The 14946-nt window shown below is 74.1% G+C and carries 13 protein-coding genes; 7 read left to right on the forward strand and 6 right to left on the reverse strand.

Going from position 1 to position 14946, the window contains the following annotated elements; genetic code table 11:
• Window positions 1-61: 61 nt before the first annotated feature.
• Entirely contained in the window at window positions 62-1264 is a 1203-nt protein-coding gene (locus ACI790_RS05335; protein WP_456568748.1) for an MFS transporter, read from the reverse strand.
• 102 nt (window positions 1265-1366) lie between these two features.
• Between ACI790_RS05335 and ACI790_RS05340 the strand changes: the two genes are divergently transcribed.
• Together ACI790_RS05340 and ACI790_RS05345 are read left to right on the forward strand one after the other, a co-directional pair.
• On the forward strand, window positions 1367-1897 hold the full coding sequence (locus tag ACI790_RS05340; RefSeq protein ID WP_456568749.1) for a CGNR zinc finger domain-containing protein: 531 nt from the start codon (window positions 1367-1369) through the stop codon (window positions 1895-1897).
• Between the two features lie 38 nt (window positions 1898-1935).
• On the forward strand, window positions 1936-2469 hold the full coding sequence (locus ACI790_RS05345; protein WP_456568750.1) for a phosphatase PAP2 family protein: 534 nt from the start codon (window positions 1936-1938) through the stop codon (window positions 2467-2469).
• Window positions 2470-2488: 19 nt separating this feature from the next.
• Here ACI790_RS05345 and ACI790_RS05350 read toward each other — a convergent pair whose 3' ends face one another.
• Window positions 2489-2962 carry a hypothetical protein gene (locus ACI790_RS05350; RefSeq protein ID WP_456568751.1) on the reverse strand — a complete coding sequence of 158 codons (474 nt, stop codon included), beginning with the start codon at window positions 2960-2962 and terminating at the stop codon, window positions 2489-2491.
• Between the two features lie 146 nt (window positions 2963-3108).
• Between ACI790_RS05350 and ACI790_RS05355 the strand changes: the two genes are divergently transcribed.
• Both ACI790_RS05355 and ACI790_RS05360 read left to right on the forward strand, forming a co-directional pair.
• Window positions 3109-3657: a hypothetical protein gene (locus ACI790_RS05355; RefSeq protein WP_456568752.1), complete on the forward strand. Its 549-nt coding sequence runs from the start codon at window positions 3109-3111 to the stop codon at window positions 3655-3657.
• Window positions 3654-4703, forward strand: a complete 1050-nt coding sequence (locus ACI790_RS05360) for a PHP domain-containing protein (RefSeq protein ID WP_456568915.1) — start codon at window positions 3654-3656, stop codon at window positions 4701-4703. Before ACI790_RS05355 ends, ACI790_RS05360 begins: the two co-directional genes overlap by 4 nt.
• Window positions 4704-4743: 40 nt before the next feature.
• Here ACI790_RS05360 and ACI790_RS05365 read toward each other — a convergent pair whose 3' ends face one another.
• Window positions 4744-5889, reverse strand: coding sequence for a glycoside hydrolase family 6 protein (locus ACI790_RS05365; protein ID WP_456568753.1), 1146 nt, complete (start codon window positions 5887-5889; stop codon window positions 4744-4746).
• A 540-nt stretch (window positions 5890-6429) separates the two neighbouring features.
• Here ACI790_RS05365 and ACI790_RS05370 point away from each other — a divergent pair.
• Window positions 6430-7527: a glycosyl hydrolase family 8 gene (locus ACI790_RS05370; protein WP_456568754.1), complete on the forward strand. Its 1098-nt coding sequence runs from the start codon at window positions 6430-6432 to the stop codon at window positions 7525-7527.
• A gap of 9 nt (window positions 7528-7536) precedes the next feature.
• On the opposite strand, the gene ACI790_RS05375 is transcribed toward ACI790_RS05370, so the two are convergent.
• Genes ACI790_RS05375 through ACI790_RS05385 form a run of 3 tightly spaced genes read right to left on the reverse strand, consistent with a single transcriptional unit; the run spans window position 7537 to window position 11812 of the window.
• On the reverse strand, window positions 7537-9324 hold the full coding sequence (locus ACI790_RS05375; RefSeq protein WP_456568755.1) for an ArnT family glycosyltransferase: 1788 nt from the start codon (window positions 9322-9324) through the stop codon (window positions 7537-7539).
• Complete coding sequence (locus ACI790_RS05380) at window positions 9321-10622, reverse strand: glycosyltransferase (protein ID WP_456568756.1); 1302 nt, start codon at window positions 10620-10622, stop codon at window positions 9321-9323. Before ACI790_RS05380 ends, ACI790_RS05375 begins: the two co-directional genes overlap by 4 nt.
• Window positions 10623-10624: 2 nt before the next feature.
• Window positions 10625-11812: a glycosyltransferase gene (locus ACI790_RS05385; protein WP_456568757.1), complete on the reverse strand. Its 1188-nt coding sequence runs from the start codon at window positions 11810-11812 to the stop codon at window positions 10625-10627.
• A 1113-nt stretch (window positions 11813-12925) separates the two neighbouring features.
• On the opposite strand from ACI790_RS05385, the gene ACI790_RS05390 reads away from it, so the two are divergent.
• Both ACI790_RS05390 and ACI790_RS05395 read left to right on the forward strand, forming a co-directional pair.
• Window positions 12926-13090, forward strand: coding sequence for a hypothetical protein (locus tag ACI790_RS05390; RefSeq protein ID WP_456568758.1), 165 nt, complete (start codon window positions 12926-12928; stop codon window positions 13088-13090).
• An 820-nt stretch (window positions 13091-13910) separates the two neighbouring features.
• Entirely contained in the window at window positions 13911-14927 is a 1017-nt protein-coding gene (locus ACI790_RS05395; protein ID WP_456568759.1) for a hypothetical protein, read from the forward strand.
• Window positions 14928-14946 lie beyond the last annotated feature (19 nt).

A 14946-nucleotide genomic window follows, 5' to 3' on the forward strand; every position in this document is an offset into this window, starting at 1 on the left:
GACTACCAGCGCCCCGCGGGGGCTCCCAGCCCGGGTCCCGGGACCCGGGCCGGGAGGCGGATCAGGCGGCGACGGGCTCGCGGGCGGCCGCCCGCCGCGCTGCCGGACGGCGCCCGGGCACCAGGGTGACGACGACGGCCGCCGCCGCACCGGCGCAGGCGAGCACCAGCGCACCCGGCACGCCCGGCGGCGCCTCGATCAGCGCGCCACCGAGGGCCGCACCGACCGCGGAGGCGCCGACGGTGATGGTGGAGAGCCAGGTGAATGCCTCCGTCGTCGCGTGCACCGGAGCCAGCGAGCCGACCAGCGAGCTCTGCACGGTCAGGGTCGGGGCGATCGCCGTCCCGCCGAGGAAGAGCAGCACGCCCAGCGCCCAGGGGCTGGAGATCCAGGCCAGCGGCGCCAGGCCGACGGTGACGCCGAACAGCAGCCAGCGGTACTGCCGGGGCAGCGACGCGCTCATCACGCGGGCGCCGAACCAGAGACCACCGGCGACCGAGCCCAGCGACCAGACCGCCAGCAGCAGGCCGGAGATGCCGGGCCGGCCGGCGGAGTCGGCGAAGGCCGGGATGGCCACCTCCAGCGCGCCGAAGCCGAGCATCACGGCCGAGCCGCTGAGCAGGACCCGGGGCATGCCCGGGGTGAGCACGGTGGAGAACAGGCTCGCGCGGGGCGCCGGGGCACGCACCCACGACCGGGCGGCGCCGGCGATGCCCAGCGCGCCCACGACGGCCAGCGCGCCGGCGAGGCCGACCGCCCAGGCCGGGGCGGCGAGCACGGCCAGCGTGGCGACCAGCGTGGGGCCGACGACGAAGACCAGCTCGGTGGCGGTGGCGTCCAGGGCGTAGGCGGCCGGCCGGGAGCGCGGGTCGGTGCGGGACCACAGCGCGCGGACGGTGCCCGAGACCAGCGGCGTGCTCGCACCGGCCAGGGCGGAGGCCGCGATGACGGCCGCGGTCGGCGCATCGCGGAGGACGACGACCACGAGCAGGGCGAGCAGCAGCGGGTACAGCGCCGCCTGCGCCAGCAGGATGCGGCGCGGGCCCTTCCGGTCGGCGAGGCGCCCGAGGATCGGCGCCATCGCGGCCGAGGCGACGCCCAGGGTGGCCGCGGCGAGACCCGCGATCGCGTAGGAGCCGGTCTGCTGCTGCACCATGAGCAGCAGCGCGAGCGGCACCATGGCCGACGGCAGACGCCCGGCGAAGCCGGAGAGGAGGAGCACCGGGGCGGAGGGAAGCCGCCAGACGGTGAGATAGGTACGCACGCTTGCACTCGTTTCGCACTGCAGGGAAGGAACAGTAGGCGGTCAAAGACCGTTGACCGCCTACGCAGTCCCGAGAGTAGGGACTCGACGGTAGGGAGTCAATTGGACTACGACACCTACGGGTCAACCGCGGTCGAGCTGGCCATCGCCCTGGCCAACGCCGACCTGGAACCCGACGACGGCGTGGCGCTGTTCCTGTCGGCGCACGACGAGTGGTTCACGCTCGGGACGTCGCTGGACCTTTCGCCGTCCGAGGCGGAGCAGGCGGCCGTCACCGCCCGGCTGGTGCGCGCCGTCGCCCTGGCCGAGTCGCAGGACGACGTCCTCGCCCGGCTCAACGAGCTGCTGGCGCTGGCCCGGCCGCGCCCGTACGCCACCGACCACGACGGCGAGCTGCACCTGCACTACGCCCGCCCCGACGCCCCCGCGCTCGAGCAGCTGACGACGACGGTGGCGATGGGCCTGTCGCAGGTGGTCGTGCAGCACGGCTGGCAGCGCCTCGGCGTCTGCTCGGCCGAGGGCTGCGACGACGTCTACGTGGACACCTCGCGCAACGCCAGCCGCCGCTACTGCTCCAACACCTGCGCGAGCCGCTCGACGGTCGCCGCGTACCGGGCCCGCCGCAAAGCCTGAGCCCACCGCGAAGGCCGAGTATCGTCTAGCGTCCGGCCGTGCGTTTCGCCCGCGACCTCGATGCGCGCCTGCACTCGCTGATCGGGGCGCTGCCCACCTCGCCGGCCGACCGCTGGCTGCGCCGGCTGTCGACCGCCGCCGACCACGGCGCGCTGTGGGTGCTGATCGGGCTCGTGCTGAGCACCCAGCCCGGGCCGCTGCGGCGGGGCGCGCTCCGCGGGGCGGGCTCGATGCTGGTGTCCAGCGGCGTGGTCAACGCAGTCCTCAAGCGGGCCTTCGGCCGGGTGCGGCCGGACCTGGCCAACCTGGTCACCGAGCGCCGGCTGCGGCGCGAGCCCGGCAGCCTCTCCTTCCCGAGCGGACACGCGAGCTCGGCTGCGGCCTTCGTCACCGGCCTGGCGCTGGAGAGCCCGGGGGCCGGGGCCGCGCTGGCGCCGGTCGCCCTGGCCGTCGGCTACTCACGGGTGCACGTCGGCGTGCACTACCCCGGGGACGTGCTGGCCGGGTTCGCGGTGGGCGGCGCGGTCGCGGCGGCCGGCCGGTGCCGGTTGCGGTTCATCGGTCTCCGGTGACCCGGCCGCCGGAGCCGGGTCACGCCGGGTCGAGGAACCGGTCGAACACCAGCCCGGTGCCCTGCGCCTGCACGTACTTGCCGACGACGTCGATCGCCAGGTCCCGCAGTGTCCAGGTGCGGGGCGCGTAGACGCCGAGCGCGGTGCTCACCGCCACATCGGTGGGGTAGACGACGGCGAAGACGGCGTGCACCGCCCGCTGACCGCGCAGGCCGCGCCGGGCGGCGAGGCCGTACGCCGCTCCCCACATCGTGCCGAGCGAGAAGTGGGCGGCGTAGTTGAGCGCCGTCCGCCCGCGAGCGGTGGCGGGACGCAGGCCCAGCAGCCGTTCGGCCAGCTCGGCCGGCGCGTAGCTGTCCCGCCGCCCGGTCAGCGGCATCTCGACGAGCTTCTGGACGGCGGTCATCACGGCGGTCCCGGCGACGCCGGCGAGGACGCCGCGGCCGAGGGTGGAGGCGCTGGTGGGGGTGGAGGCGCTGGTGGGGGTGGTCACGGGCAGGGGTCTACCCACGTGACCGGCGATCAGGCCAGGACGGCGACCGGTTCCGGACGACGCCGCGCGACCTCGGTGATTGCGGAATCGATCTTCGGGGCAGTGCACGACGCGACTGCCCAGTGGCATCGAGGAAAGAGGTCATCATGCTCGTTCGCCGGATCGCCCGGCCCCTGCTCGCCGCTCCCTTCGTCTACGGAGGGGTCAGCACCCTGCGCAAGCCGCAGGAACGCGTGCCGGGCGCCCGCCCCGTGGTCGAGAAGATCGCCGACACCGCCGACAAGCAGCTCCCCGTGGAGCTGCCCCGGGACGTCGAGCAGTGGGTGAAGGTCGACGCCGCGATCAAGGTCGCCGCCGGCTCGCTGTTCGCGCTGAACAAGTTCCCGCGGCTGACCGCGCTGGTGCTGTCGGCGTCGATCGTGCCCACCACCCTGGCCGGTCACCGGTTCTGGGAGCACGACGACCCGGCGGAGCAGTTCGGGCAGATCTCGAACTTCCTGAAGAACACCGGCCTGCTGGGCGGCCTGCTGCTCGCCGCCGTCGACACCGAGGGCAAGCCGTCGGTGGGCTACCGGACGCGGCGCGCGGCCGGCAAGGCCGCCGACGCCACCGAGAAGAACTTCGCGAAGGCGCAGAAGCGCGCCGCGAAGGCGCAGAGGAAGTCCCAGAAGCGCCTGAAGAAGAGCTCGCGCTGAGCGCTCCGCTCCCGCCCGCGGCCGCGCTCCGGAGGATCGCCTTCCTCCTGGAGCGCGCCCGCGAGGCCAGCTACCGCGTCGCCGCCTACCGCAGCGCCGCGGCGGTGGTCGACGGCCTCGACGAGGCCGAGCTCGACCGCCGCATCCGCACGAAGACGCTCACGGACCTCAAGGGCATCGGCCCCAAGACGGCGACCGCGATCGTGCAGGCGCACCGGGGCGAGGTGCCCGAGTACCTGACGACGCTGGAGGAGGCCGTCGACGCCGAGCTGCCCGCCGCCGAGGACGTCGCCGCCTTCCGGGCCGCGCTGCGCGGCGACCTGCACGCGCACTCCGACTGGTCCGACGGCGGCAGCCCGATCCGGGAGATGGCCGAGGCCGCGATGGCGCTGGGCCACGAGTACCTGGCACTGACCGACCACTCCCCCCGGCTCACGGTCGCCAACGGGCTCACCCCCGAGCGGCTGGAGCGGCAGCTCGACGTGGTCGCCCAGCTGAACGACGAGCTCGCCCCGTTCCGGATCCTCACCGGCATCGAGTGCGACATCAACGTCGACGGCTCGCTGGACCAGACCGACGAGCTGCTCGGCCGGCTCGACGTCGTCGTCGCCAGCGTGCACTCGGACCTGCGGGCCGACCGGCGGGCGATGACCGACCGCATGCTCGCCGCCGTCGCCGATCCGCACACCGACGTCCTCGGGCACTGCACCGGCCGGCTGGTCATCGGCCGCAGGCAGCGGAACGGGACGCAGCGCCCGCGGCCGGAGAGCGACTTCGACGCCGAAGCCGTCTTCTCCGCCTGCGTCGAGCACGGCACCGCGGTCGAGATCAACTCCCGCCCCGAACGGCTCGACCCACCCCGGCGGCTGCTCACCCTCGCCATGGAACTGGGGTGCGAGTTCGCCATCGACACCGACGCGCACGCACCGGGCCAGCTCGACTGGCAGTACAACGGCTGCGAACGGGCGGTCGAGTGCGGCGTCCCGCTGGACCGGGTGATCAACACCCGCAGCGCCGACGAGCTGCTGGCCTGGACGACGTCCTGAGGTCGCCCACCCCTTCCCCCGTGCCGCCGGCGGGCGCCGGCTACGACCGCGCGAGGCCCACGGCGTAGTCGGTCCAGAACTGCCCCGCCGCCGGGCCGCCGTTGCAGGTGCCGTCGGACTCGCCCGGCGTCTTGATCCAGATGAACGCGTCGACCAGTTCGTGGCCGGTCTGGGTGGTCGTCGGCTCGCCCAGCGCACGGCCGGACGGGTTGCACCAGTCGTTCCCGGGGCCGTTGCCGTTCCGGCCGGTGTCGACGATGAAGTGGGCGCCGCCCAGCAGGGCCGACACCTCGCTGCCGTAGGCCACGTTGTCCGCGGTGGTCTCGAAGTTGGAGACGTTGAGCGCGAAGCCGTCCGCCTCCGTGACCCCGGCCCCACGCAGCCGCTCGGCCATCGCCCGGGCACCCACCCAGTTAGAGTGCCCGGCATCGAGATAGGTGTGCGTGGCCGGGTTGGCCTCCAGCACGCGGACCGCCGACTCGAGCATCCGGATGCGCTCGTCGGCGTCCCCGCACAGCAGGGCAAGGGTGTCCGGCTCCAGGACGACCACGGCCTCGGCGGTCCCGATCCCCGCGGCGACCTCCCGGATCCAGGCGTCGTACCCCGCCGCTGAGCCAGCACCTCCGGACGCCGAGTGGCCGCCGCAGTCGAGGTTCGGCGCGTTGTACGCGACGAAGACCGGCACGCCGCCGGCCGCCTGGGCCTCGGCGACCCGGGTCCGGACCGCCGTCCTGACATCCCCGTTCCAGGAGCCCAGCCAGGTCGCCGTCGGCACGCTCGCCATCTGCGCCAGCAGGGCCGCGTCGGCCGGCCTGCTGCTCCGCAGCCGCGCGGCGGCCTCGGCCGCGCCCGCGTTCGGCCCGTACAGCCTGTCGCCGGACAGCGGGCCGGATCCGTCGCCGGCAGCCGCCGCCTCGGCGACCGACACCGGGTCCGCCGTCTCGACGGGGACGGGGGCGGCCGCGGGAGCCTCGGCGGCCGGGAGGACCGGCTCCGCGACGGGGGCCGGCGCCGCGGCGGGAGCGGGAACCGGCGCGGGCGCGGTGGCCTCGAGCGGGGCGGCCGCGGGCGCCGACACCTCCTGGCCGACCACCTCGTCGACCGGCGCAGCGGCCGGCGGGGCGACCTCCAGCGGCGTGCAGGCGACCAGCGCCGGGGCGATCGCCGCCGCCAGCGCGGAGCCCATCCACTTCCGGGAGGGGGAGAAGCTCCTCCGCGCGAGCGACCGGCCGGCGATCTGGGTCGCCTGTCGGTGTGACGAAGCGACTACTACGCGTGGGGACATGGGCTCAAAGTAATCGTGCCAACCCGCTATGTCACGGGAAATTGAGACGGGGTCGTCACATGCGGGCTGGGGTTTCGCGGCGGTCTGCCGATCGCCCGCGCCGCCATGCCGACGGTCACCGAGCCGGCCAGGAGATATCGATCACCCCGGCGGGCATGTCGCCCGTAATCCCCCGTGGCGGGCCGGTCGGCGATTCCGTGCGACGCGCCGGACCAATCCGACCGGGACCGCTACCGTCCTTACGCCCCGCCGCCACCCTTCGTGCACCCGGGGCTCTGGCTTTCCGCCCCCGGGCCGCGAGCGGCGCGAACCGTAGGACAATCGCCTTACAGCGCGCCCTCGGCTGCCTCTCCCCACGGCGGCGCCGCACCGGACCGGGCGATGCTCTCCACGAGCGCGACGCGGGAATGAGGTCCGACGGTGATCCGGTTCGTGCGAGGCGTGTCCGCCGCCGTCCTCCTCGCGGTGTCCCCGGTCGCAGCCTGCAGCACTGCCACCTCGGACCGGGGAACCGCGGTCGCGACGAGCGGACCGGCCGCTCCGACCCGGCTGACCGCCGAGGATGCCGGCCGCGCCTTCCTCGACGACTACGTCACCGAGGACGGCCGCGTCGTCCGCCACGACGAGGGCGGCGACACCGTCAGCGAGGGGCAGGCCTATGCCATGCTCGTCGCTGCGGCGATGGGCGAACGGCAGACCTTCTACGAGGTCTGGTCGTGGACCAAGGACAACCTCCGCCGCCCCGACGGGCTGCTGAGCTGGCGGTGGGCCGACGGCGCCGTCGTCGACCGGTCGTCCGCGTCCGACGCCGACCTCGACGCAGCCCGTGCCCTGGTGATCGCAGGCGATGCGTTCGGCGACCCGGAGCTCACCGCCGAAGGGATCGCGCTCGGCCGGGCCGTCCTCGACCTGGAGACGGTGGAGACCGGAGCCGGCCGGGTGCTGGTGGCCGGCGACTGGGCGACCGGTGCGCCGTACGCCTACAACCCCAGCTACGCCTCTCCGGCGGCCAGCGCCGTCCTCGCCGAGGCGTCCGGCGACACGCGGTGGGCCGAACTGGACGCCGGCACCCGGGCGGTGACCGCATCCGTGCTGGCGCAGGGCACCCTCCCACCCGACTGGGCGCAGGTCGCTCAGGACGGCACCGTCGAGGCCACGGCGGGGATCCTGGGTGGCGTGGACGAGATCCGGTACGGCTACGACGCTGCGCGCATGCCCGTGCGCTTCGCCGAGTCCTGCCGGCCGGAGGACCGCGCCCTGGCGGCTGCACTGGCCGATCCGCTACGCGAGGCCGGGGATGCCGCCCGCCTGGACCTGGCCGGGGAGCCGATCGTCGACTACGACTCGGTGGTCGCGGCGGTGGCTCAGGCCGCGGTCGCCGCAGCAGAGGGCGACGAGGACCGCGCCGCCCGGGAACTGGCCGACGCCGCCCGGATCGACGAGGTCACCGACACCTACTACGGCGCCGCGTGGAACGCTCTGGGCCGGTTGCTGCTGACCGACGACGCACTCGGCGGCTGCCCACCCCTGGAGGACTGACCCGGGATGTCAGTCCTCCGTCGCGAGGATGGACACGATCGTCTCCTCCGTCGTGACGTACTTGCGGGCCATCTCCGGTACCGACATCGTGGCGCGGTCGACGAGGATCCCCTCGATCTGCCCGTTGGTCAGATCGGGGTACTCGGCGCTCGGTGAGGCCAGGAACGCCTCGAGCCGCTGACGCTCGGCCTCGGCCTCCGCCGCCTCGATCTCCGCCTGCTCCGCGAGCGAGCGGACGCGCCGGACCTCGACCTCGGCCTCGCCCGTACCGGCGGCCCAGAGCAGTTCGCTGTGCTCGTAGGCGTCCAGCACGATCGGACCCGCGTTCTTGGCGGCGGCGGCGGACCACACGAGGTAGTCGATGCCGGTGTAGTCGCCGCCCACCTGCTCGGTGACCGCGCCGTCGGAGTCCACCTTGTAGAACCACAGGACGTCCTCGGAGTCCCAGCCGGCGTCCACGAGGTCGTTCCAGAACGCGTTGTCCGTCACGACCGTCGACTCGCGGGGCAGGTTCTGCTCGGCGAACCGGAAGGCCTCGGCACGAACGTCGTTGGTGTCCGCCGTCCAGGCCGCCTCGTAGTTGTACTGCCAGTTCGCGAGCGGCAGCGCAGCCGTCACCAGGACGAGCAGCAGAGCGGCGCCGGAGACGGCCCGGACCTGCAGTGTCCGGGCCCGCATGAGCCACTTCCACGTCACGTCGAGGAGCCCGACGAGCACGAGGGCGGCGAAGGGCAGGACTGCGACGACGTACATCTGCGGGAGGTAGCCGCCCGGGCGCAGTGCCACGAGCGCGGCGACCAGCACCCCGATGGCCAGCGGCCGGAGCCGGCGGACGGCGAGGGCGGCCAGCGACGCCGCGACGCCGCCCACCACGAGCACACCGCTGTCGAGCTGGAGCCAGCCGCTCAGGGAGTCGTAGGCACCGTCGCTCGGGCCGTTCGGGTCCAGGAGCCAGCCGGAGCCCTCCCGGCCGCCGAGCTGGAAGGCCAGCGCGTCCCAGACCGAGACGTGGTCCGGGCCGGGGAACAGCTCGTTGCGGATGAGCGCGAACAGCAGGTACATCGAGCCCGAGATCACCGTGATGGCGGAGAACCCCATGACCGCGAACGGCCGCGTCGGGCGGTACGCCGACTGCCAGAGGCCCACCAGCAGTGCTGGCAGGAACACCAGGGTCGTCTCCTTGCTCAGCACCGCGACGCCGAAGCACAGCCCGGCGGCCATGTGGTGGCCCAGGTGCCGGTCCTTGCTCAGGACGAGCAGGAAGGCGCCGATCAGCCACGGCAGGGCGACGTTGTCCAGGAACACCTGGCGGCCCTCGTAGATGACCAGCGGGTTGACCGCCCAGAGCAGCATCGCGGCAAGCGCCCAGCCCCGTGCCATGCCGACGCGCTTGGCCAGCAGGTAGGTGAGCAGCGCCGTCACCAGCGTGTAACCGACCATGACGATCCGACCGGCCAGCACCGAGGAGTTGGTGCCGTCGAGGATCGCGTCGGGGATCCAGGTGAACAACGCCATCTGGAGCCAGCCCGCCGGCGGGTGGTCGTACCAGTAGGTGTAGGGCGACAGGGCGCCGAGGTTCGCGACGGACCACGCCTGGGAGTAGTACGTCCCCTCGTCGTCCCAGTACCGCGGCCAGCCGGCCAGGTTCAGCGAGTGCGCCACCCCCACGACCAGGAGCCCGAGGGTGACGAACAGTCGCTCCGAACGGAGTCCCAGTGCGCCACGCGGGCGTGGCGGCGCCGGGGCCGCGGACGAGCCGGTCTCCACGACGTCGGTGCGTTCGAGGACGGTGGTCATGCGGCGCGCTCCTCGTTCGGGACGACGGACAGCTGGGGGGTGATGTGGGAGCCCGCGTGGGCGGTCTTCTCCCAGGCGAAGTCGCCGGTCAGGTACTTCCAGATCGCCCGGAGAACCGCGACCGCGAGCAGCAGCTGGTAGAAGGGCAGCGAGACGAGCAGGCGGAGATAGTCGCGGAACCGGACGTCGAGCCCCATCTCCTGGCTCCACTCGCGGAGGATGAGCATCTCGAAGCCGAGCATGGTCACCGTCGGCGCCAGGGGCAGGAGGGTGATCAGCACGACCAGCGGGGGAACGCTGGCCAGGAGCCCGGTCAGGATGGCCAGGGGCAGGACGACGCCCGAGAAGGCGACCGCGTGCTGCTGGACCAGGGTCCACCAGGCGTGGAACCGCTGCGACCGGGTGGGGAGCCGCTTCCACTCCCCCTTGGCCAGCACCTGCATGAAGCCCAGCGCCCACCGGGTCCGCTGCTTGATCAGCTGCGGGATCCGCTCCGGCGTCTCCTCCTGGGTGGCCAGCGCCGGGTCGTAGCCGACCACGATCTTCTTGCCCAGGGCCGAGAGCCGGACGCCGATCTCGCAGTCCTCGGCGAGGCAGTCACCGTCCCAGCCGCCGACCTCCTCGATCAGCGCCCGCTTCACGAAGACGGTGTTGCCGCCCAGCGGGATGAAGCCGGAGAGAGCGTGGCCGTGCAGCCGCGAGCGGAACCAGATCCGGTACTCCATGCAGTTGCGCAGGCTGAACCAGGAGTCCCGGTAGTTCATCAGGTGCACCGCGCCCTGGACGACGTCGGCGTCGGTGTCCTGGAAGGTGGCGTCGACGTGCCGGAGCAGGCCCGGCTGGGTCAGCGACTCGGCGTCGATGATGCCGACGACGTCCTTCGTGCAGTCCAGGAGCGAGGTGTTCAGCTGCCGGGGCTTGTTCTTGACCGCGTCGTAGTTGATCGAGACCCGGACCCGGGTCGGCCACCGCCGAGCCAGCTTCTCCGCGATCTGCACGGTGTTCAGGCCGTTGCTCATCGGCTTGGCGTCGTCGTGACCGACCGAGAAGATGACCTCGAAGTCGGGGTGGTCCTGGGCCAGCAGGCGCTCGACCGTGGACGTCATCACCTGCTCGCTCTCCTCGCGGCAGGGCACGATCAGGCTGAAGGAGTGCTTCGCCTTCCCGGGCACCCGGAAGCCGACCGACTCGAAGGAGCGCGGGGACATCCAGGCGTGCATCTGCCACCACAGGGTGGTGCTCGCGATGACGAGCAGGGCGAGGGCGATGAGGACGAGGACCCCGGAGAGGATCGCCATGGTCAGACCTCCAGGGTCTCTCGAAGGGGTGCCGGGTCCTGCAGCTGCCGACGCGGCCGGTAGACCACGCGGGACATGAAGAGGAACCGGACGAGGAAGGCGACGGCGAGGGTGACCGCCTGCGCCAGGACCGGCCCGACGGGCACGGTCTCCACCAGCAGGACGAGGAAGGGCAGGCGGATCAGGGCCTCGGCGTTGTTGAACACCAGGTGCTGGGCCAGCCGGCGGGGCCGGCCGTGCGCGCCGTCGCGCAGGTCGTGGAAGACGAACCGCTCCTGGAGCACGAAGTTGTGCAGGATCGAGACCTCGGCGGCGACGATCGCGGCGAGGACGTAGTTCACGGGCAGCGGCCCGGCGATGAGCAGGGCCATGACCGCGAGGTTGACCATCGTGCCCAGCGCACCCACCGCGGCGAAGCGGCCCATCCGTCCCGCCCGCAGGCTCAGCACCTGGTGGAGGAACCGCAGTCCGTTGCGCCAGGAGGCCTTGCTCTCCCCGGCCGCGCGCTCGCCGAACGTGAACGGCAGTTCCCGGACCCGCAGGTCGTGCCGCGCCAGGATCTCGAGCAGGATCTTGAACCCGCGCGGCCGGAGGCCCGACAGGTCGATCGCCGAGCGGCGGACGCAGAAGAAGCCGGTCATCGGGTCGGTGCACTTCCGGCCGACCCGGCGCGGGAAGCACGCCCGGGCGACGGCCGTGCTGCCGCTGGAGATCCAGCGGCGGTACGTGCTGCTCAGCCCGGAAGAGTTCCCGCCCCCGCGGTAGCGCGAGGCGACGGCCAGGTCCACGTCCTGGGCGGCGTCCCGGAGCGCGGGCACCATCTCCGGCGGGTGCTGCAGATCGCCGTCCATGACGACGACGAAGTCGCTGTGGGAGGCCGAGATCCCCGCCGTGACCGCGCCGGCCAGACCGCCGACTCGCGCCCCGGCGTCCCGGTGGATCATCCGCACCGGCAGCCCGGCGTGCGCAGCGACGCGAGCGATGCGCTGAGGAGTGTCGTCGGTGCTGTCGTCGACGAACAGGATCTCGGCGTCGCGCCCGCGAAGCGCGGCGGTGAGGCGGCCGACCAACCGAGCGGTGTTCGCGCCCTCGTTGTATGTGGGGACGACGACGGTCGTGTCGAAGCCGGTCGCGCTCGGCGGAGCGTCCGGGGCCGGCGCGCCAGGGCCGGCGACGACGTTGCCGGTCATCACGACCGTGCGGTCCGGTCGCCGGAGCCTGTCCGGCGCGGGCTGACGGAGCAGCGGGGGCATGGACGTCCTTCAACTGAGAGCAGGGGCAGGTACGAGTCACCGCCCGCGCACCGTTGCGTGGATCGACCCAGGCCGGTGCCAGGACCCGGGCACGTCGGCTGCCGGTCCCGACACACCGCTTCATCGCGGCCGCTGCCCAGGGTCGTCGCGCTCATAAGGACGTGCCACCCGGTCCGGAGAGCCGGGGGGAGACGCTGCGCACTCGGCGTGACGCTGCGTGACGGAGTGCACCGGACATGGCGTCGGCAGTCCGCGCGTTCTGCGCGTCTCGAACCGGCAGCGATCAGGACAATGCGTTCCGTCGCCTACCGCTTCGGGTGTGACAATCCGCATGTGCGGCGGAGGTTTGACTCGGCATGGCCGCTCGTGGAGGGGCCACCCCCGGCCACGTGGCCGCTTCGCCGCTTCGCCGACGAGCGGATCGGGTGGCCGTGCGGATCCCTGCAGCTTGGGCGCAGCCCGCTCGGCTGTTCCGCCTGACGAGACGTAATCGGTTGCGTCTCCCTCACGCACGGTGAGATTCGATCGCGCGTTCCGCTCAGCAGGGCCGGACGTATTGCGCCCTTCCCCGTCCGGCGGGAGCTCGACTCGCCTGGGGACGGCGGATCCGGGCGCGCGACAGCGCCGCCCGCGACGAGAGGGGTTCCGGTCATCGGCGGTTTCGGCGCGGGGTCCTCGGATCCCGTGCCCGCGCCCGCTCTCGGTCCCCCGGCCCGGAGCACGGGCACCCGCGCAAGCGGCCGCTGGGCCGCCCCGCCCTGCTGATCCTGCTGTTCCTCGTCTGCGGGTGGGGCCTGCTGGTCGTCGCCGCTGGTTCCGCGCGCGCCCATGACGAGTCCCATGAGGCCCACTCCACGGCGCCCGAGGACGTTGCGTTCGAGGACGAGGCGGCCGGGCACCCGGGGGCCGGGGAACCGGCCGGTGGTCCCGCCGTGGCCCCCACGGAGGACCGGGGCCCGTCCCCCCGTGCGGCCACGAGCACGGCACCGCGGTCGAGATCGACTCCCGCCCCGAACGGCTCGACCCACCCCGACGGCTGCTCACCTCGCCGTGGAACTGGGGTGCGAGTTCGCCATCGACACCGACGCGCACGCACCGGGCCAGCTCGACTGGCAGTACAACGGCTGCGAACGGGCGGTCGAGTGCGGCGTCCCGCTGGACCGGGTGATCACCACCCACAGCGCCGACGACCTGCTGGCATGGACCGCCGGATAGCACCGCCGGCCGGGGTTCGTGACGCAACTACATCCGGACCGTCACTGTCGGGTGTGCTCACACAGCGTGACACCGGGCCGCGCGTCCCCGGCCCGAGGGCCGGAGGTATTGCGGCGGGGCCGGGACGGCGAGAGGTTCGCACGGCTGGAAGAGCCGGGGCGACAGCCCCCGCGACGAGGAGGTTCCGGTGACGGACGGCGGCATGGGGCTCTCGGAGCCCCCGGCCGTGCCCGCCGGTGGTCCCGCGCAGCGCCTCCGCGTCGACCCGCGCGTCGCTGCCCCGCTCGTCCTCGCCCTCCTCGCCTGCGGATGGCTGGTGCTCCTGCTCTCGACCGGAACGGCGCGAGCCGCGGTGGACGCGCAGTCGGCCGTGGCCCCGACCCCGGTGGCCGAAACGCCCCGGTCGTCGGCTGGCCCCGCCGAGCGGCCACCCACCCACCGCGGGCCGCACCACCCGGCCAAGGATGACAGCGCGCCTCCGGGGAAGGCCCGGGGCGGTGCGACGCCCCCGGCCCCCGCGCCGGCTCCGCCCCCACCCCCGGTGCCGACGTCGTCGGCAGACGCGCCTTCACCTCCGCCTCCACCTCCGCCTCCACCTCCGCCTCCACCTCCGCCTCCACCTCCGCCTCCGCCTCCGCCTCCGGCGAGCACACCACCGGCGCCCGCCACCGACCCCACGCCCCCTCCTCCGGCCGATCCCGCCCCGGCGCCCACCGCGCCGCCGGTGCCGGAGGTCGGCCTCCCGTGGAGTGAGCCGGTGCCAACCACCGGCGAGGCAGCGGCGCTCCCGGCACCACCCGTCCCCGCAGGTCCCCCCCTCGTGGCGCCGCCACCGGCCACCCCCGGCGCGGCCCCGGTCGACCCGGCGGTACCTCCCGTGCAGGTGCCGATCCCGGTGGTGGCAGACCCGGTCGTCCCCCCGGACGCCGACGTCCCGGCGGTGCCCGCCGACCCGGTCACCACCGATCCGGCCACCCCCGCCGACCCGGCCACCCCCGCCGAGCCAGCCACCCCCGCCGAGCCAGCCACCCCCGCCGACCCGGCCACCCCCGCCGACCCGGCCACCCCCGCCGAGCCAGCCACCTCCGCCGACCAGGTGCCCGCAGACTCGCCCACCCCCGTCGACCCGGTCACCACCCCGCCGGCCACCACCCCTCCGTCGACGACCGTGCCGGCCACGACCGCGCCGGCGACGACCGTGCCGGACACGACCGTGCCGGACACGACCGTGCCGGACACGACCGTGCCGGACACGGCCGCGTCGGCCGAGCCGGCGACGCCCCGGACCACCGCCGAGGAGCCGGCGACCGGCACGACCTCCGAGATCGGCCCGGCTCCGGCGACGGCCCCTGCCGCGGGTGTGCGGTCCTGCGCCGGCCCCGGTGACGCCGGCCCGGCAGCGACCGGCGGCTCTCGGGCCGACGGTCGACCGCGAGCGGCGGGAGCGAACAGCAACGCCGACGGCGCTCCGCGATGGGTCGGGCAGGCCGCCGCGACCGCATCGCCGGCGCAGCTGACGGCCCCGGCGCCGGCGACCTCCTCGGCGTCGGACCAGGCACCGGGCGGAGCCGCCCCCGCGCCCGCGCCGGCCCAGCCGATGACTCCGCCGGCACCGCCCGCACCGGCCGCGCCCGGGCAGCCCGCCCCCGGCGGCTCGGCGTGCGTGCCGAGCCCGGTCTCGGTCTCGGGTGGCGGCACGGGAGGCGCCAGCGGCCAGTTGGCCGTCGTGGGGTGCGCCGTCACGGCCACGTGGGATCGCGCGTGGGCACGCCTGACCTCCCAGCTCACCGCGCACACCCTCAGCGGCACCGACGACCCCGGCGCACGCCCCGACTGACCCGCTCGCCCGCACCCGG

It is taken from the genome of Blastococcus sp. SYSU DS0539 (assembly GCF_054050855.1).